Source organism: Sphingomonas aliaeris, from assembly GCF_016743815.1.
In the GTDB taxonomy this organism is placed as follows: domain Bacteria; phylum Pseudomonadota; class Alphaproteobacteria; order Sphingomonadales; family Sphingomonadaceae; genus Sphingomonas; species Sphingomonas aliaeris.
This window is the reverse complement of the sequence record NZ_CP061035.1, coordinates 3,287,693-3,305,988: the sequence shown is the minus strand read 5'-3', so window position 1 is coordinate 3,305,988 and position 18,296 is coordinate 3,287,693. Positions and strand designations below refer to the sequence as shown.

Sequence of the window (18,296 nt, the reverse complement as noted above, 5' to 3'; positions counted from 1 at the left end):
GAACAGCGCATAATTATGGCTGAAGCTCTCGACCGTCTCGACCTCAAGATTCTCGACCGACTGCAGATCGACGCCTCGGAATCGTCGAGCGAAATCGCCGACCGCGTCGGCCTGTCGCAATCGCCGTGCTGGCGACGGATCCAGCGGCTGAAGGAAGACGGGTATATCAAGGCGCAGGTGGCGGTGCTCGATCGCGAGAAGTTCGGCGAAAGCATGTACATCTTCGCGCAATTGAAGATGGGACGGCTGTCCGACGAGGAACGCGACCGGTTCATGCGCGCGGTCGAGGACATACCGGAAATCACCGAAGCCTATACGTTGTTCGGCGAAATGGACGTGATGCTGAAGGTCCTGGCACCGAGCATGGGCTGGTATCAGAACTTCACCTTCCGCACGCTCCTGCGTCTCCCTGGTGTGGAGGATATCCGCTCGATCGCCACCCTGTCGGAGGTGAAGTGTACCCACCGGCTACCCTTGCCGACTGCATGAGCGGGGCCGCCGCCGGGATTGCGTACGAATAGGCTATGCGCGCCGGGGCGTTCGAACCGCGGGATGGGGCAGGATTTCGCCAATGGAGGCGGATAGGCTGGCGGTCTTGTCGAAGGAGCCGCCATGACCGCCAGAGTGTTGCGCCTGTACCCCGCGATCGCGTCTATGGCGGTACTGACCGCTGCGGCGGCGCCCGCCGATGACCCCCGGCTGACCATCCGCCTCGCGCCGGGCGCACCGGATGCGACCCGGCATGTACCGTTCGTCGACGTGACCCTCGTCGCGAACGATATGCATGTGGCCGCGGGCAAACCGCTGTTCGAGCTTTCGATGGTGGCCAATACCGTCGTCACCAGTGGCAAGGACCTGCAGGGATTGACCTTGTCCGACGCCGCCGGCCCGATTGCCGTGACGACGCAGGACATTGCGGAGGACGGGTCAAATACGAAGCGCCAGTGGCGCGCCGGTCGCGCCGTCGACGGCGTCATCACCGTCCGCTACCGCGTACCGATCGATGCCGCCGCCCCGCCGCTGTCCCTGCCGCAATATGAAATGCGGACGGAAGCCGGGACCTTCTCTGCCGCGGGAACGGCCTTCCTGCTCTTGCCAACCGACACCCGGCCGCGCCGCGTTGATGTTCGCTGGAACTTTGTGGGATACGGCAAGGACGGGGCGGGGGTATCCAGCTTCGGCGTCGGCGACGTCACCACGCGCGCGGCCTTGCCTCCGCAGAAACTCGCTTCCGCTTATTATATGGGCGGCCGCCCGGGGGTGGCGGGGCCGGGGAAGGACGGCTTTTTCGCTGCCTGGCAGGGAACGCCGCCTTTGCGATGACGCCGCTGATGGAGTGGGCCGGGGCGCTGCACCGCTTCTATGGCGGCTTTTTCGGCTACACCCCGCCGAGTTTCGGCGTGTTCGGCCGGACCAACATGCGCAACCCGGGCAGCGGTATCGGCCTGACCGACAGTTTCGCCTACACGTTCAATCACACGTCCAAACCGGACGACCTGCGCTCGCTGCTCGCGCATGAGATGCTGCACTCCTGGGTCAATTCGCTCGACGGTTCGATGGACAGTGCCGGCGGGCTGGACCGGTCGTGGTTCGGCGAAGGACTGGCCGTGCATTACCAGCGGACGCTGCCATTCCGCGCGGGGATGATTTCGGCGGAGGAGTTCCTCAAGGATCTGAACGAGACAGCGGGGCGCTATTATACGAACATCATGATCGCGACGCCCAATGCTGCGATACCCGAAGGCTTCTGGCGTGATACCCGAATCCGGGTGCTGCCTTATGACCGCGGCTCGCTCTATTTCGAGGCGGTCGACGCGCAGATCCGCACGGCGTCCGGGGGCAAGAGGTCGCTCGACGATATCGTCCGCACGATGCTCCGCACGCGCCGCGACGGTGGCCGGATGAACGAGGCTTTGTACCGGTCGCTGCTCAAGGCCGAATTGGGTGAGAAGGGGATCGCAGATTTCGACGCGATGCTCGGCGGGGCAACCATGCTTCCGCCGTCGGATGCCTATGGCCCGCACTTCCGGCGCGTCGTCCGGCCGCTCCGGCGGTACGATCTCGGGTTCGACATTGCATCGCTGGGCACGAAACCGAAGATCGTGCGCGGCCTTGTCGCCGGGTCCAATGCGGCACTCGCCGGCCTGCGCGACGGTGACGAGATCCTCAACGGCTTCCCGCAGGATGCGCTGCAGGGCGATCAACAAGCCTATGTCACGCTCGACGTAAAGCGGGATGGACGCACCTTCCCGATCCGCTATCAACCGCGCGGCGCGACCGTGGACGCCTATCAGTGGGTGGCTGCGAAGTGACGCGGTGAACCGCGGCGCGGCGGTTTAGGAAACGATCGTACGAACCGCCCCCGCGGCGCCATCCCGCTCTAATGTGGTGAGCCACGCTCCGATCGCGGATCGTGCACCAGGATCCAGCGTCACGCCTATCGCAGCGAGCAACGCATCCACGCCATCCGCTGATGCCAACCGATCGGCGATCGGGTCCTCGACCGCAAACCGCTCGCCTGAATCGGTTTGTCCGGCCTGCCATCGCATCCAGGCCGCCACCGCGAGCGCCAGCGCGTCGATCGGCTGGGTCGCCTCGCGTCGGTCGGCCAGCGTGGCGATCAGGCGCTGTGGCAACTTCTGCGACCCATCCATCGCGATCTGGTGCGTCCGGTGCTGCAAGGCCGGGTTGGAAAAGCGTGCCATCAGGTCGCGCCGGTATTGCGCGACGTCCAGTTCCTCAGGCGGCGACAGCGTCGGCTCCGCTTCGTTCCAAAGCTTTTCGACGAACGCACGTCCTTCCGGCCGTCCGACGAATTCGTGCACGAACGTGTCGCCCGCCAGCCCGCCCAGATACGCGATCGCCGAATGCGCACCGTTCAGCAGGCGCAGCTTCGCATCCTCCCACGGCCCGACAGCATCGGTCAATTGCACACCTAGCGCCGCGAAATCCGGACGCTCGCCGGCGAAGCGATCCTCGATCACCCACTGCGTGAACGGCTCGGTTTTGACCATCGCTCGGTCCTCGACCCCCAGCTGAGCGGCATGCGCGGCGATATCCGCTTCGGTCGTCGCGGGCACGATGCGATCGACCATCGATGCCGGAAATGCGCCTTCATCGGCAATCCATTCAGCAAGATCGCCGTCATGCGCACGCGCCATTGCGATCACCGCCGCGCGCAGCAGCGCACCATTGTGCGGCAAATTGTCGCACGACATCGCAGTGAAGGGCGGCAGGTTACGCGCGCGGCGCTGCGCCAATGCCGCCACGATGAACCCGATCGCGGTGCGCGGCGCGTCCAGCGCGGCCAGATCGGCCGCGACGTCGGCATCGTCCGACAACAGTCCGCCCGCCGCACGGTCCAGTTTATACCCCTTTTCGGTGATCGTCAGCGTGACCAGATGCGTGTCGCGATCGGCCATCGCCGCGATCACTGCCGCCGGGTCTTCGGTCGCGACTAGCACCTCGCGTACGGCGCCCACGATCCGCGTCTGCTCCGCGTCGCCGTCGCGCACTACCACACCGTACAGCCCATCCTGCGGCTGCAACCGGTCGCGCACCGCGGCTGATCGTAGTGAAACGCCAGTGGTCGCCCAGCGCAAATCGCCAGAGTCGAGCGCGCGATCGAAATACACCGCCTGATGGGCCCGGTGGAACGCGCCGATTCCCAGATGCACGACGCCGCGCTTCGCCGCCTTACGGTCGTAAGCGGGCCGCTCGACATCCGCCGGCAGTCTGGACAATGCGGTTTCAGACAGTCTCATCAGGTCCCTATCTCGCTCGATTTGGGCGATATTAGGGACCTGTCTCGCGTCAGGCCAGCCCGCGTTGCCGCAACAAAGGCCCTTGATCGGGCGCCCGCCCCCGGAACGCGACGAACGACTCCGCCGGGTCGCGGGAATTGCCCACGCTTAATATCTCGCGCCTGAACCGCGCCGCCAGTTCCGGATCGAACAGGTCGCCAGCCTCGCCGAACGCCGCGAACGCGTCCGCATCCAGCACTTCGGACCAGATGTAGCTGTAATAGGCCCCGGCATATCCGCCGTCGAAGATATGCGTGAAATGCGTCAGCCCGTGTCGCGGAGCGATCGCGTCGGGCATGCCGATCGCCTTCAGCATCGCCTCCGCGATCGCGCGCGAATCCGGTCGCGGCTCCTGACTGCAATGCACCGCCAGATCCAGCAGCGACGATGCCAGCAACTCGATCGTCGCGAACCCCTGGCCGAAATCGTCCGCATGGCCGATGGCGGCGATCAGCGCGTCCGGCAGGCCCAAGGTCGCGAGCGTTTCCGGCGCGACGATCCAATGCTCCATGAACTTGCTCGGGAACTCGACGAAATCGCGCGCCACCGCGGTCCCGGCCTGGCTCGGATAGGTCACGTCCGACAGCAACGCATGCAAGGCATGACCGAATTCGTGGAACAACGTCGCCGCCTCGTCCAGCGACAGGCCGGTATCCGATCCCGGCGGCGCCTTGGCGAAATTGGCGACCAGATACGCGATCGGCAGCACGACGCCGTCCAACTTTTCCTGCACGCGCAGCGACCCCATCCACGCGCCGCCATGCTTCTCCGTCCGCGCCAGATAGTCTGTGTAGAGCAACCCGATCGGCTGCCCCTGCTGATCCGCCACGGCCCAGGCCGCGACATCTTCATGCCACCCCGGCAAATCTTCGCGAGAGGTGAAGCTCAACCCATAGAGCCGCCCGGCACAGGCGAATGCCGCCGCCCGCACCCGGTCGAGCGTCAGGTGCCGCTTCACCTCGCCGCCATCCAGCGCATAGCGGTCGCGCCGCACCTTTTCAGCGTAGAAGCGCCAGTCCCAGGGCGCGATTCCGATGCCGTCCGCATCCGCGAGCCGCTGCAATTCCGCCTGCTCGTCCGCAACTTGCGGCAAAGCAGGGGCCCAGAGCCGGTGGATCAAAGCCGCGGCCGCATCCGGCGTCTTCGCCATGCTGTCGGTCAGCGCATAGTCCGCATGGCTCGCATAGCCGAGCAGGCCTGCCCGCTCATGCCGGAGCGCCAGCATCGTATCGACGATCCCGCGATTGTCGTGCGGGCCGCCGTCACAGCGCGTGGTGAAGGCGCGCCACATCGTCTCGCGCAGGTCGCGACGCGTGGAAAAGGTCAGCAACGCCTCCGCATCACCGCGATCCAGCGTCAGCAGATAGCGGCCCGGCTTGCCTTGCGCCTCCGCCCGGCGTGCCGCGGACGCGCGCAGCGGTGCCGGCAGTCCATCCAGGTCGCCTTCGTCCAGCACCATCGACCAGTCGGCGACGGCGGCCATGACGTTCTGCCCGAACCGCGTCGAAAGATCGGAAAGCTCAGTCGCTATCACCGCGAACCGTGTCTTGTCCGCCTCGTCAAGCAAGGCTCCGCTGTCCACGAACCCACGATAGCTTGCCTCGACCAGCCGTAACGAAGCTTCGTCCAGCCCGGCCTTGTGCCGCCCGTCCCACACCGCCTGCACCCGCGCGAACAGGCCAGCGTCATGCGCGATACGCGTGCCGTGCGCTGCCAGCATCGCCGACACCTCGCCCTCGATCGCCCGAATGGCGTCGTCGGCCTGCGCCGATGCAATCGTCCAGAATATCCGCCGCACCCGCGCCAGCCGTGCGCCGCCGCGTTCGATTGCCAGGATCGTATTGTCGAAGGCCGGTGCACGGCGGTCAGCGACGATCCCCGCAATCTCCGCCGCCGCCTCCGCTATCCCCGAGCGGAATGCGGGCATGAACATGTTCGCACGGATGCCTTCGAAGCGCGGTGCGCCGAACGGCAGGTCGGATTGGTCTAAAAGGATGTCGGTCACCCGTTCAGCCCGTAACCTCATCCGTCACGACATTGAACCCCGTCAGCGCTGCCGGCCCGAACGTCGTCGTCAGCGCGGTATCGGTGGCATCCCGCCCGCGCGCCATTAGCACGCGCCCGATCCGCGGCATGTTGTGGCGCGCATCGAACGTGTGCCACTCGCCGCTCAGATATACGTCGAACCATGCGGAGAAATCACCCGCGGCATAAGGCGGCGGCATGCCGATATCGCCCAGATACCCGGTGCAATAGCGCGCCGGAATGTTCATGCAGCGGCACAACGTCACCGCCAGATGCGCGTAATCGCGGCACACGCCCTGCCGCTCCTGATACGAATCCCAAGCCGTCTTGGTGGGGCGGGCGTGATGATATCCGAACTCGATATGATTGTGCGTGAACTCGACGATCGCCTGCACGCGGCCCCAGCCCGGCGCGATATGCCCGAACAGCGACCACGCCGTGTCCGACAGGCGGTCGGTTTCGCAATAGCGGCTGCCGAGAAGATAGACGAGAACTTCGTCGGGAAGATCCTCTACCGCATGCTGCTGCGCCATCGGCGACAATCGGTCCGGCTGACCGTCATCCTCCACCGTGAAGTCGCATGACAGAGTCAGCCCGCCCGCAGGCACCGTCACGCGGGTGCAGACGTTGCCGAACGCATCCATGTAATCGTACATCGGCACGTCGGGCGAGGCGACGATCCGATGCGTCGCCACCAGATCCTTGTGCCGCGTCGGATGCACGCTCAGCATCGCCATCAGCGGCGTCGCGACTTCGGTTTCGTACCGGATTTCATAGCCGCAGCGGATCAGCATCAGGATGTCTTTCTGGAAAGGACGGAGGGTTCGGCGCTGCGATCGACCGAAATGTCGACCGAAACGCCCATGTCGAGGAAGGAGCCGGGAAAACCGCTCCACGTGCCGGAGATCGGCACCGCCTGGTAGATGTCGCGCGCGACGGCGACGCGGATCAGCCCGCGGCTGCCGACGATCCCGTTGGTCGGATCGAATTCGACCCAGCCGGATCCGGGCAGATAGACACGCACCCAGGCATGCGTGTTGCCGCCACCCAGATGCCGATCGTCCTGCGACGCGCTGTACAGATATCCGGACACGAACCGCGCGGCGAAGCCCAGCGCGCGCACCGCCTCGATCATCAGCATCGCATAATCGCGGCATGTGCCCTTGCGCTTGGCGAGCGTCTCGATCGGCGTCTGCGTGCCCTTTTCGGGCCGCGCGACATAGGTGAAGTCGCGTTTGATCGCCGCGGTCATGTCGGACAGCATGCTTAGCGTATCCGTCTCGCCGCCGCTCTTCACGAAGCGCCGAGCCCAAGTATCGATCTGGCGCTGGGGGTCGACATGCTGGCGCTCGATCGAGCGCAACAGGTCCGGCATCTCCTCCGACGAATAGGTGAAGGGATAGATGCGCGCATAATCCTCGATATCGACATGCTGCAATTTGGTCGGGCGATGATCGACATGAACTTCGCTGTCGATCACCAGCCGCGTGGACGGCCGGTCGATCGTCGCGATCGCGACCGAATTGCCGAACACGTCCTGCAACCAGCGCACGTCGGCCGGTTCCGGATCGATCTTCAGCGTCGCACTGACAAGATGCTGGTCGTAACTTTCGCGCGGCCGCACCATCAGCCGATGTTCGCCGAACCGGACCGGCTGGCGATAGGAATAGCTGGTGATGTGGGAAATCGTCAGTCGCGGCATCGAACACTCGTCGCACGATAGACAAGGATGCGCCATCGGTTCGGAAACTCAACTCCGTGACGTCCGGATTCGTTCCTGATCTGGGTTAACCGGACGGAACTTAGGTGTAGCGAGCGACCTGGACTTTGGTCTGCCTACCTCCGTTCGTTTCGAGCGTAGCCGAGAAATCGGTTCTGAGTGTCATGGCCTGTTTCTCGACTATGCTCGAAACGAACGGGGGAGGGTGCCGACCCTAACGACCCCGTTTGTGCTGAGCCCGTCGAAGCACCTGTCCGTGGCGCACGCCCTTCGACAAGCTCAGGACGAACGGTGGGCGTGGATATAAGTAGATCCATTCCGCCCACTAAGTGCCCGGCAGTTCCTTCAACTGCGCGCCGACCAACGGCGCCAGCTTGTCGGCGATCCGGTTCACGCCCGTCACGTTCGGATGCACCCGGTCGCCCTGCATCAGTGCTGGATCGCCGATTACCCCGTCCAGAATGAAGGGATACAAAGCGTCCTTGTGCTTGGCCGCAAGGTCCGGCCAGATCGCATCGAATGCGGACACATAATCCGCCCCGAGATTGGGCGGCGCCTTCATGCCCGTCAGCATCACCGGTACACCGCGCTTGTCCAGTTCCTCCAGCATCGCGGCCATGTTCGCGCGCGTTTCAGCGGGAGCGATCTGGCGCAGGACGTCGTTGCCGCCCAGGCCGAGCAGGACGAGGTCCGGCTTTCTCGGCAGATTGTCGAGCACGAAGGCCAGCCGCTGCCGTCCCGCCGCGCTTGTATCGCCGGAAACGCCGGCATTGACGATCGTCGCGTTGATACCGGATTTCCGCAGCCGCGCCTGGATCGCATCGGGCAGGCTCTGCCCGCGCGACAGCCCGTATCCGGCGTACAGGCTGTCCCCGAACGCCAGGATCAACCGCTCCGCACCCGCGGGACGCGCCGTTTCCGGCTCGACCGACACGCTTGACGGCGACGCGCTCGGCTGCGGCGCGGACCCCGGTCCGCTGCACGCCGACAATATCAGGGCTTGGACTAAAGAGATGGCGACCGCATATCGGCCCAACGGCAACGCTCCGATCAAGGCAAATCCTCCGACATGACCGAAAACGATATGGTGATCGACGCCAGCAATGTCACGCTGACGCTGGGGGAAACCGCGATCCTGCGCGGCGTCGATCTTGCGGTCCGTCGCGGCGAGAGCGTCGCTTTGCTCGGCGCCTCGGGGTCGGGCAAGTCGTCGCTGATGGCGATCCTGACCGGTCTGGAACGCGCCAGTTCGGGCCGGATGCTCGTCGACCGCCTCGATTTCGGATCGCTGGGGGAGGACGATCTGGCGCGGGCGCGGCGCGGCCGGATCGGCATCGTGCTTCAGGCCTTCCACCTGTTGCCGACGATGACCGCGCGGGAAAACGTCGCCGTGCCGATGGAGCTTGCCGGCCTGTCCGATGCCTGGGAGCGGGCAGAGGCGGAGCTGATCGCGGTCGGGCTCGGCCACCGTCTGGATCATTATCCGACGCAATTGTCGGGCGGCGAGCAACAGCGCGTCGCCATCGCCCGCGCGCTCGGGCCCCGTCCGCCCCTGGTCTTTGCCGACGAACCGACCGGCAATCTCGACACCACGACCGGCGCGGCGATCATGGACCTGTTGTTCGAACGGCGTGCCGCGCTGGGGGCGACGTTGGTCGTTATCACGCATGACCGGACGCTCGCCGAGCGCTGCGACCGGGTCGTGACGCTCGCCGACGGGCGGGTGGTCTGATGGGCTGGGCCTTTGCGTGGCGGTTGGCGCGACGCGAACTCGACTGGCGCTTCCGCGGGCTGCGATTGCTCGTCGCTTGCCTGTTCCTCGGCGTCGGCGCACTTGCCGCGATCGGCAGTCTCGCGGGTGCGGTCGGCGGCGAACTCGCCGCCCGGGGCGCCTCGATCCTCGGTGGCGATGTCGAATTCGCCACCTCGCAACGGCTCGCCGATCCCGCCGAACGCGCGGCGATGGCACGGAGCGGCACCGTCTCGGAAACCGTCCGGATGCAGGCCAATGCACTCACCGCCGGCAAGGGCGCGGGCGCACCGATCCAGTTGAAGGCGGTGGATGCCGCGTATCCGCTCTACGGCGCGGTCCGCCTGTCCGACGGACGCAGCGTCGGCGCACCGCCCGCCGATCATACCTGGATATCGCCTGCTCTCGCCGACCGGCTGGGGCTGAAGCGCGGTTCGCCCGTTCTGATCGGCACGGCGCGCCTCACGGTGGGCGGGATTATCGCCGATGAGCCCGACCGGTTGGGGGAGGGGTTCACGCTCGGCCCCGTGGCGATCGTTCCGATGACGTCGCTGCCCGCGACCGGATTGATCCAGCCTGGCAGCCTGTACGAGGCGAAGTACCGTATCCGCATGCCCGTGGCGCGCGATCCGGCGGCGGCAGTCGCGGCGTTTCGCGACCGGTTCCCGGCGGGCGGATGGCAGGGAAAGACGCGGGACCGCGCCTCGCCCGGTGCCTCGCGCTTCGTGGATCGCATGGGTGAATTCCTGACATTGGTCGGGCTGGCGGCATTGGCGATCGCGGGTATCGGCGTCGGCAATGGCGTGGGGTCGTTCCTGGCCGGGCGCCGGTCCGGCATTGCGACGTTGAAGGTGCTGGGCGCGACCAGCGCGGATATCGCGCGTATCTATGCGATCGAGATTGCCGTTGCGGCGGTGCTTGGCATCGCGGGGGGCTGCTGGTCGGCGCGGCGATCGTACCGTTGCTGATACGTCTATTGGGATCGGTCCTGCCGATCGCGACGGACGTGTCGATCGAGCCGCTGCCGCTCGCACGTGCCGCCGCCTACGGCCTGCTGATCGCGATCGCCTTCGCCGCACCGCCGCTCGCCGCCGCCGGGCGCACGTCCGCCGCGGGGCTGCTGCGCGGCGCGCTCGCACCGCTCAGCGCACCGTCCTGGCGCGGGCGGATCGTAGCGCTCGCGGCGGGCGCGGCGGCGATCGCGCTGGCGATCGGATCGTCCAACCAGCCGGGCCTTGCCGCGATGTTCCTTGCGGCCGTCGCTGGAACGCTGCTGCTGCTCGCGGGTCTTGGCCGTCTCGTCCGCATCGCCGCCGCCCGCGTACCGCGTCCGCGCCGTCCGCTGCTGCGTCTCGCGCTTACCGCACTCTACCGCCCCGGCGCGCGGACCGAGGCTTTGGTCGTCGCGCTAGGGCTAGGGCTGACGCTGTTCGTGCTGCTCGCTGCGATCCGCACGAGCATCGATGCGAACATCGCCACCACCGTTCCCGCCCGAGCGCCGGCCCTGTTCGCGCTCGACGTACCCCGCCCGCGGGAGGCGGAGTTCCGCCGGACCGTGAAGCGCGTCGCACCGCAGGCGGAAATCCGTACCGTGCCGATCCTGCGCGGCACGATCACCGCGTACCGCGATATCCGCGTCGCCGACCTGAAGACCCTGCCGGAGGGCGCATGGGCGTTGCGCGGCGAACGCGGGCTGACCTATTCGGCGACGTTGCCCGAAAGCAGCACGTTGGTCGCCGGACGCTGGTGGGCACCGGATTATGCCGGCCCGCCGCTCGTGTCGGTCGACGAACGCCTTGCGGATGCGCTCGACCTCAAACTGGGCGATTCCATCACCGTCAGCCTGCTGGGCGTCGAACGCACCGCGCGTGTCGCCTCGTTCCGGCGGATCGAGTGGGACACGCTGGGCTTCAACTTCGTCCTCGTCTTCTCACCCAACACGCTGGCCGACGCGCCGCACAACCTCGCGGCGACGATTGACCTGCCGAAAGGACAGGAGGATGCCGTCACGCGCGCGTTGCTCGCGCCATTCCCGTCCGTCTCGGTGATCGAAGTGCGCGGCGTGCTGGCGCAAGTCCGCGATCTCGTCGGTCAGGTCGCCACCGCGATCGCCGCCGCCGCCAGCGTCGCGATCGCAGCGGGCATCGCCGTTCTGGTCGGCGCGATCGCCGCGGCGCGTGAGGCGCGCACCTATGACGCGGTCGTCCTGCGCACGCTCGGCGCCACGCGGGCACAACTGCTTGCCGGACAGGTGATCGAATATCTGCTGCTCGGCACCGTCGTTGCGCTGGTCGCCGTCGCGCTGGGGTTGGCGGGCGCGTGGTATGTCGTGGTGGAACTGTTCAGCTTCACTTGGGCACCGGACCCGGTGACGGTCGCCGCGACATTGATCGCCGGGCTCGTCACAACCGTTGCGATCGGCCTTGCGGGTGCCTGGCCGATCCTCAGCGCCCGACCCGCGCAGGCGCTGCGTCAGATCTGACGCAGCGCCCCGGCATTCGTCACCCGAGCCTCAACGGAGCCTCAACGAGTCCGGGCGATCCAGTCGTCGATCTTCTTCTCCAGCACCGGCATAGGCAGCGATCCGGTGTCGAGCACCTCGGCGTGGAAGGCGCGCGGATCGAACTTCGCGCCCAACGCCGCCTTCGCCTTGGCCTTGGTGCGCAGGATCGTCAGCTGGCCGATCTTATACGCCAATGCCTGCCCGGGAATCGCGATATAGCGTTCGACCTCGGCGGTGGCATCGGTCTTGGCCATCGGCGAATTGGCGAGCATGTACGCGATCGACTGGTCGCGGCCCCACCCCTTGGCGTGGATGCCGGTATCGACCACCAGCCGCATCGCGCGCAGCATCTCGTCCGACAGGCCACCCATCCGCTGGTACGGATCGGTTTCCATCCCGAGTTCCGGCCACAGGGTCTCGGCATATAGCGCCCAGCCCTCGACATAGGCGGTATTGCCGCCGAACCGCATGAAAGCGGGCAGTTTTTCGTTTTCCGCCGCAAGGCTGATCTGGAAGTGATGCCCCGGCACGGCTTCGTGCAGGTACAACGTTTCCATTTCCCACATGTACCGCGATGGCAGGTCGTACGTGTTGTAGAAGAACACACCGGGCCGCGATCCGTCTGGCGTGCCCTGCTGGTACGATCCGCCGGCGTCGGTCTTCTCCTTATATGCGGGCACCGGCCTGATCTCGAGCGTGGTCTTCGGGATCAGCGAGAATTGCTCGCGCACCCGCGCATCGACGCGCTTGCCGATCGCCTCGTAGCGCAGCCGCAGATCGTCCGCGGATTTTGGCACGAACTGCTTGTCCGTCCGCAGGAATTCGAAGAATTCGGGCAACGTCCCCTTATATCCGACGGCCTGCTTCTGCGTCTCCATCTCCTTCAGGATTCGCGCGACCTCGGACAGGCCCAATGCGTGGACCTCCTCCGCCTTCAGCGGCAACGTCGTACTCGCCTCGATCAGATAGTCGTACAGTTTCGCCCCGCCGGGCATTGCCGACAGCCCGACGCTGTCGCGCGCCGCCGCCAGATACGTGCCTGACAGGAAATCGCGCATGCGTTTGTGCGCCGGGATCAGCACGTCGCGCACCTGCGTCGCATAGGCGGTGCGCAACCGCGCCTGATCCGCCGCCGGGATTCCGTCCGGAAATTTCTTCACCGGCCCCATGAAGGTCGATCCCTCGACGCCTTCGTTGATGATATTGTCGAACTGCTCGATCATGTTGCGCACGGTCAGCTTCGGTTGCACCACGCCGGTCTTCATCCCCTCGCGAAAGCGCTGGATCGCGATGTCCAGCTGCGCGGCATATTGCGCGTTCCGCTTCAGGTTGTTCTCGTAGTCGACCAAGGTCTTGAACGGCGCCGCGCCCTGCCCGGATGCGAGATCAGGATAGAAACCCTGAACGCCGTTGAAATGGTCCAGCGGACGCACCGCGGTCAGCGCGACGATCTCCGGCGACAGGCCCTTCAGGCCGGTCAGCGTGCCTTGGCGGAAAACGTCATAGGCGATCTGGTCGGTCGCGGTCAGCTTGGCGCGGTCGATCGTGTTCAGCCGACGGAGATCCTCCTGCGCGGCGGCACGCTCGGCATCGATCTGCTGATAGGAGAAGAAATCGCCCAGCCGATCAGCATAGCGCAGGTCGCCGCGGAACAGCGCGCCGATCGGGTTGCGCTTCAGCCCGGCTTCGTCGCTGTCGTGGAATATCCGCTTCAGCTTGCCGTCCTCCGGTCCGTCGCCGGGCAGCGGTGCGGGCGGGGGCGGGACCTGTGCCATCAGCGGCGCGGCGCTGGCGGCAAGCAGGGTGGAGGCGAGCAGGGCGCGGATGCGCGTCATCTTGATGGTCATCGCGCTTGCCTATTCGGGCGTCCCGCACTCGGCAAGCGGGGATCGGGGCCTTGACGCCGCGCATCCCCTCGCGGACACGCTTTCCCGATGATCCGTCGCTTTCTTTCGATCTTCGAACCGTTCGTGCTGATGCTGCTGGGCACCGTCCTGCTGGCCAGCCTGTTGCCCGCGCGCGGTATTTGGACGCAGGTCTTTTCCATCGCCGCCGATGCGGGCATCGTCCTGCTGTTCTTCCTGCACGGCGCGAAACTGTCGCGCCAGGCGATCTATGACGGCATACGGCATTGGCGGCTGCACATCGCGGTGCTCGCCGTGACGTTCGGGCTGTTCCCGCTGCTCGGTCTCGGGCTGGGCGCGCTGCCGTTTCTCAGCGCACCGGCGGCGGCGGGCATGCTGTTCCTGACCTTGCTGCCCTCGACCGTGCAATCCTCGATCGCCTTTACCGCGATCGCGCGCGGCAACGTCGCGGCGGCGGTGTGCAGCGCGTCCTTCTCCAACCTGCTTGGCATTCTCGTCACGCCCGCACTCGTCGCGTTGCTGATGCAGGGCGATGGCGGCATCTCGCTCGCGTCGGTCGAGACGATCGTGCTGCAATTGCTCGTGCCGTTCATCGCCGGCCATCTGCTCCGTCCGCTGATCGGCGCGTTCGTCGCGCGGCACAAGGCGATGCTGACGATCGTCGATCGCGGGTCGATCCTGCTGGTCGTCTATTCGGCGTTCGGCGCGGCGGTAGTGGAGGGGTTGTGGCATCGCCTGTCGCCATCCGATCTCGCGATCATTCTCGGCCTGTGCGTCATCCTGCTCATCGCCGTCTTGCTCGCGACCTGGGGGGATCGGCCGGGCGATGGGACTGAAGCGCGAAGATGCGATCGTGCTGCAATTCTGCGGTTCGAAAAAGAGCCTCGCCTCGGGCGTCCCGATGGCCGGCGTCCTGTTTCCCGCGGCACAGGTCGGCGTGATCCTGCTGCCGCTGATGCTGTTCCATCAGATCCAGCTGATCGCCTGCGCCGTCATCGCCCGCCGTTATGCGGAGAGCGGGGAGGCAGAGGTGGCGGGGGAGGGGGCGGGGTAGTCCTATCCCTACCGTTCGTGCCGAGCGAAGTCGAGAAACGGGCCGCGCGGCCGTGGAGCCGGTTTCTCGACTTCGCTCGAAACGAACGGTTGGTTATTGGTTCGTCACACGGCAATGGCTGCACCAAACCAACCGTCATTCCCGCGAAGGCGGGAATCTAAGTGGCGACCGTCTGTAAATTTGGACCCGACGTCGGCGACTATGGATTCCCGCCTTCGCGGGAATGACGAACCATTGCAGAACCCTCGCGCGTCTCCGCCCCACCCCAAACACTTCCTGAGATCAGACGAAGCAGCCAAGCTCCGCCAACCCCGGCGACACGGGATAGCCCGTTACCTTCACGCCCGCCGCGTCCAGCCATGCATGCGCGTCGATCGGTTTCACGCCACCCTTGCCCGCGCCGAAATGCATCACACTGGAAATGCCCCGCCGGCGGAGCATCGCATGCGCGGCCATCGCCTGTTGCAGGCAGACGGACCGGAACGGCATGAACGGCGCGGCGGCGGCGACGGCCCAGCCGATGTCTTTGGCGATCCGTGCCTGTTCGGGCGTCGCGCCGGCGCCGTGCGCGAAGACACGCGAATCGCTCGGCGGGACGAACTCGCCGAAGCGCTTCGACACTTTGGGGAAGGGCCGCACCAGCACGACGACGCGCGCGCGCAGCATCGCCGCGATCGCCTCCGCGACCAGCGCCTGCCGCCGCAGTCCGACCCGCGACAGCGTGCCGAGCTTATCCAGCGTCGATCGTGACCGCGCCATGCTTGCCCATTTCGGTGATGAATCGCTCGACTTCGGCGCGACATGTCGCCGCGTCCACTTCGAATTCCCGCACCAACGCGGCGCAGATCGTGTCCATGTCGCTCGGCGTCTCGATCAATTCCCAGATCCGCGCACCCACTGCGTTGACACCGATATAATCGCCCCGCTCGGCACTCATCATCATGATCTCGTCGCCGACCTTCGCGCTCAGCCAATCTCCGGAACGCCCGATCATCCCGTCATCCTTTCGTAACCGTCCGGATAATAACCGAAATGTCTCATCGTCACAGCATGATCCGCCTCGATCCGCGCGACCTGGGCAGGGTTCAGTTCATCGCGCCAGCCCCCCGCCACGCCACGCCTGAAAAATCGAGAGGCTGGCACCGCGCGGGCCCCTTCGCGAAAACCTTTTTCGGCCTCCTGCTTTTTCAGCGCATCGAAATCGGCAAAGCGCGCCGCGCGCTCGCATTCAGCCTCGCTCACCTCGACCCCCGCAAAGACCAACGCATGGCGCAGGACGCCCGGCGTATCGGCCTTCAGATCTTCATACCGCACCACATGCACCGGAATGTCGCCTTGCTCGATCCACCCTCTATTATAGCCGCCCCAGGTCGGCAGGAGCTGGCGCAACTGCTTGTGCTGCCGGTCGCGCCGCCCGGAAAAGTCGGCGTCTTGCGATCCCATGAAGTCGATCGCCTGATCGACCGTCCTTCCGATATGATGCGCCAGGGACGCCGCCACGTCGCGCGGATCGCGGACGATCAGGATCGCGCACGCCGCCGCCGCGCGTCCGCCCAGCAACGGCTCCCCGTCGGCGGTATAGGTGTAGGCATCGTGCGTCTTGATGAACCGCTTCGCGCCAAGGCGCGTGTCCGTCTTATCCGCGGGGTCCGGCGGCATCAGATCGGCAGCCATCGTACGATGGAGGTTCGGACGAAGCCGGTCGATTTCCTCGTGCGTCAGCAAACCCGATGGGAACAGCATGATATGGTCGAACCATGTCCGCGCGCTCACGATGCCGACACTGTCGGGCAAGGCGTTGATATCGACCGGCTTGTCCTGCCGCACATTGGCCACCAGCATCCGGAACCAGGTGTTGCCCGATTTCGGATAGGAGGCGAGCCAGACGATATCGGTCAAGCCGCCTGCTCCAGCAGGCCCAGCGTCCGCCAATGATCCTCCAGCCAACCGATCACTGTCGGGAATCGCTCGAAGTCCATCGCGCGGGTCAGCGTGAAGACGCCAGACCGCTGGCCGATCGTCGCCGCCGCATGAAAATACAGCGCCTGTTGATCCATCCGTTCTACCATCAACGGCCGATAGGCGTTGCTCCGGATCAGCAGCGCGCCGTCGACGATGTTCGGCCGCTCTATTCCGGGTGGATCGGGCGGGCGGGCCTCGCGCAGGATATAGACCGCGGCGAGCGGCAGCGGTGCGGAGATGACGGTGCGTGGCTCGACATAGAATTTCTCGAGGTGCGTGCGCACCGGGGCGGTGGTTCGATCGGCGAGCGCCAGCCGGTCGATCGAATTCTGCCACAGCTTCAACTGCCGCCCGTCCGGCTCGACCCAGGGCGTGCCATCGTCGCGCATCGTGATGCCGCAGAAATCGTCGGTCACGAGATCGTATCCGGCCTCGACCAGCGCCGCCGCCAGCGTCGATTTGCCCGCGCCGGATTGTCCGCAGAACAGCACCGCCTGATCCTGCACGCGTACGGCGCTCGCATGCAGGACGATGCGGCCACGCTGATGCAACAGGATGCCGAACCCCGTTCCGCTCAGAAAGATCGCCGCATCGGTCGCGGAGGTCCCGTCGAGCAGCTCGTACGTCATATCGCGACCGTCCGTGATCAGCATGCGGACGATATTCGGTACGGTCATCGTGAAGCGATCGGGCGCGATCTGCCAGTTCGGTCCGATGTTCACCGCGCCGTCCATTTCCTGCGGCACGGAACCGGCGTGCAACCGGACGTCATGCGCATCCGGCGGGTCGGGCAAGGCGATCAGCCCCGGCAGGGTCAAGTCGCTTTCGACCGACAATCCGGAGATGAGATAGGAAAACATTCTAACCCCTTCCGAAATTCCCGCGACCACCCGCCCGCACGGCTTCGCGCGTCGCGGTGTCCGTTCAATAGCGGATATTGGTCGGGCTGCCACCTTCGCGGCGCCGGCCGCATTCTACGCCGGTTATCAGCGAGTTACGAAGCGTGAACAGTCAGGCGTCGGGGTCGGAAACGTCCAGATGGTCGACGCCGACGCCGTATTTTTCCTGGACCAGCGCCATGCTGTGTCCGACATGCGCGGCGATGCCGTGATCGCCCGCCTGTTCGAGCGCGCGGCAAGCTTCCTGCAAAAGCGAATATATTCGCAGGGGATCCATCAGTGTCTCCGTATTGGACGGGCGGCTATCGTGCCGTCGGCCGGGTCTGTATACGCGCTGCACCGACACCGGAACACGCTTTCGTAAGTGGGGTGGCTAACGCGGACCGATCGATTTCGCTCCCGATCCGACCCATCAATCTTCGCCGGTCGATCCGGGGGTTTTGCCGCCGGGATCGCTGCGGAATCGGGTTTATTGCCGCAGGTTTGACCGATCCGGGTAAAGTCCGGCGTCATGACGTCACCCGCAAGTAATGCGCCGCCGCGCATATTCTTGCTGCAAATGCGAAGGGCGCCGGAAATTCCGCTCGCCGGACCTGCGAATTGCTTTTACGTACGAAAAAACTTGAACCATTATAGATATTAATGGACACTCTCTGACATATGTGCGGATTTTATGGGGGTTAGGCTGGCAGTCTGGTGACGATCGAAGGGATGG

The 18,296-nt window shown here is 65.6% G+C and carries 17 protein-coding genes and 1 pseudogene; 7 read left to right on the top strand and 11 right to left on the bottom strand.

The window, feature by feature from the left end:
• Positions 1–15: 15 nt before the first annotated feature.
• The 3 genes from H5J25_RS15585 (at position 16) to H5J25_RS15575 (ending at position 2,312) form a co-directional block, all read left to right on the top strand.
• Positions 16–489 (top strand): Lrp/AsnC family transcriptional regulator, encoded by a 474-nt coding sequence (locus H5J25_RS15585; RefSeq protein ID WP_202092621.1) that lies wholly within the window; start codon positions 16–18, stop codon positions 487–489.
• A gap of 123 nt (positions 490–612) precedes the next feature.
• A complete protein-coding gene (locus tag H5J25_RS15580) occupies positions 613–1,323 on the top strand; it encodes a hypothetical protein (RefSeq protein WP_202092619.1) in 711 nt (236 codons plus the stop codon).
• On the top strand, positions 1,320–2,312 hold the full coding sequence (locus H5J25_RS15575; RefSeq protein ID WP_202092617.1) for a M61 family metallopeptidase: 993 nt from the start codon (positions 1,320–1,322) through the stop codon (positions 2,310–2,312). Before H5J25_RS15580 ends, H5J25_RS15575 begins: the two co-directional genes overlap by 4 nt.
• 24 nt (positions 2,313–2,336) lie before the next feature.
• Here the strand turns inward: H5J25_RS15575 and H5J25_RS15570 are convergent, their stop codons facing one another.
• The 5 genes from H5J25_RS15570 to H5J25_RS15550 all read right to left on the bottom strand — a co-directional run bounded on the left by H5J25_RS15570 (position 2,337) and on the right by H5J25_RS15550 (position 8,482).
• Positions 2,337–3,767, bottom strand: coding sequence for a mannitol dehydrogenase family protein (locus H5J25_RS15570; protein WP_202096423.1), 1,431 nt, complete (start codon positions 3,765–3,767; stop codon positions 2,337–2,339).
• 46 nt (positions 3,768–3,813) lie between these two features.
• On the bottom strand, positions 3,814–5,808 hold the full coding sequence (locus H5J25_RS15565) for a M3 family metallopeptidase (RefSeq protein ID WP_225883174.1): 1,995 nt from the start codon (positions 5,806–5,808) through the stop codon (positions 3,814–3,816).
• A gap of 4 nt (positions 5,809–5,812) precedes the next feature.
• The gene (locus H5J25_RS15560; RefSeq protein WP_202092614.1) at positions 5,813–6,622 is read right to left on the bottom strand and encodes a transglutaminase-like domain-containing protein; all 810 of its coding nucleotides are present in this window, start codon (positions 6,620–6,622) and stop codon (positions 5,813–5,815) included.
• Positions 6,622–7,530: a transglutaminase family protein gene (locus tag H5J25_RS15555; protein ID WP_202092612.1), complete on the bottom strand. Its 909-nt coding sequence runs from the start codon at positions 7,528–7,530 to the stop codon at positions 6,622–6,624. The genes H5J25_RS15560 and H5J25_RS15555 overlap by 1 nt, the downstream gene beginning before the upstream one ends.
• A 343-nt stretch (positions 7,531–7,873) precedes the next feature.
• The gene (locus H5J25_RS15550; RefSeq protein ID WP_225883173.1) at positions 7,874–8,482 is read right to left on the bottom strand and encodes an arylesterase; all 609 of its coding nucleotides are present in this window, start codon (positions 8,480–8,482) and stop codon (positions 7,874–7,876) included.
• Between the two features lie 135 nt (positions 8,483–8,617).
• Here H5J25_RS15550 and H5J25_RS15545 point away from each other — a divergent pair, with 135 nt between their 5' ends.
• The 3 genes from H5J25_RS15545 to H5J25_RS21425 are packed head-to-tail and all read left to right on the top strand — an operon-like array spanning position 8,618 to position 11,780.
• Positions 8,618–9,280: an ABC transporter ATP-binding protein gene (locus H5J25_RS15545; RefSeq protein ID WP_225883172.1), complete on the top strand. Its 663-nt coding sequence runs from the start codon at positions 8,618–8,620 to the stop codon at positions 9,278–9,280.
• Entirely contained in the window at positions 9,280–10,266 is a 987-nt protein-coding gene (locus tag H5J25_RS21430) for an ABC transporter permease (protein ID WP_318781326.1), read from the top strand. The genes H5J25_RS15545 and H5J25_RS21430 overlap by 1 nt, the downstream gene beginning before the upstream one ends.
• Entirely contained in the window at positions 10,260–11,780 is a 1,521-nt protein-coding gene (locus H5J25_RS21425; protein ID WP_318781325.1) for an ABC transporter permease, read from the top strand. Before H5J25_RS21430 ends, H5J25_RS21425 begins: the two co-directional genes overlap by 7 nt.
• A gap of 41 nt (positions 11,781–11,821) precedes the next feature.
• On the opposite strand, the gene H5J25_RS15535 is transcribed toward H5J25_RS21425, so the two are convergent.
• The gene (locus H5J25_RS15535; protein WP_202092608.1) at positions 11,822–13,648 is read right to left on the bottom strand and encodes a DUF885 domain-containing protein; all 1,827 of its coding nucleotides are present in this window, start codon (positions 13,646–13,648) and stop codon (positions 11,822–11,824) included.
• A gap of 87 nt (positions 13,649–13,735) precedes the next feature.
• Between H5J25_RS15535 and H5J25_RS15530 the strand changes: the two are divergent.
• A pseudogene (locus tag H5J25_RS15530) lies at positions 13,736–14,720 on the top strand (bile acid:sodium symporter family protein).
• 282 nt (positions 14,721–15,002) lie between these two features.
• Here the strand turns inward: H5J25_RS15530 and H5J25_RS15525 are convergent.
• The 5 genes from H5J25_RS15525 to H5J25_RS15505 all read right to left on the bottom strand — a co-directional run bounded on the left by H5J25_RS15525 (position 15,003) and on the right by H5J25_RS15505 (position 17,858).
• Positions 15,003–15,479, bottom strand: a complete 477-nt coding sequence (locus H5J25_RS15525; protein ID WP_202092606.1) for a lasso peptide biosynthesis B2 protein — start codon at positions 15,477–15,479, stop codon at positions 15,003–15,005.
• Positions 15,451–15,714 carry a PqqD family protein gene (locus H5J25_RS15520; protein WP_202092597.1) on the bottom strand — a complete coding sequence of 88 codons (264 nt, stop codon included), beginning with the start codon at positions 15,712–15,714 and terminating at the stop codon, positions 15,451–15,453. Before H5J25_RS15520 ends, H5J25_RS15525 begins: the two co-directional genes overlap by 29 nt.
• Entirely contained in the window at positions 15,711–16,619 is a 909-nt protein-coding gene (locus H5J25_RS15515; RefSeq protein ID WP_202092595.1) for a sulfotransferase domain-containing protein, read from the bottom strand. Before H5J25_RS15515 ends, H5J25_RS15520 begins: the two co-directional genes overlap by 4 nt.
• Positions 16,616–17,542: an HPr kinase/phosphorylase gene (locus H5J25_RS15510; RefSeq protein ID WP_202092589.1), complete on the bottom strand. Its 927-nt coding sequence runs from the start codon at positions 17,540–17,542 to the stop codon at positions 16,616–16,618. The genes H5J25_RS15515 and H5J25_RS15510 overlap by 4 nt, the downstream gene beginning before the upstream one ends.
• A 151-nt stretch (positions 17,543–17,693) precedes the next feature.
• Positions 17,694–17,858 carry a hypothetical protein gene (locus H5J25_RS15505; protein WP_202092587.1) on the bottom strand — a complete coding sequence of 55 codons (165 nt, stop codon included), beginning with the start codon at positions 17,856–17,858 and terminating at the stop codon, positions 17,694–17,696.
• Between the last annotated feature and the right edge of the window lie 438 nt (positions 17,859–18,296).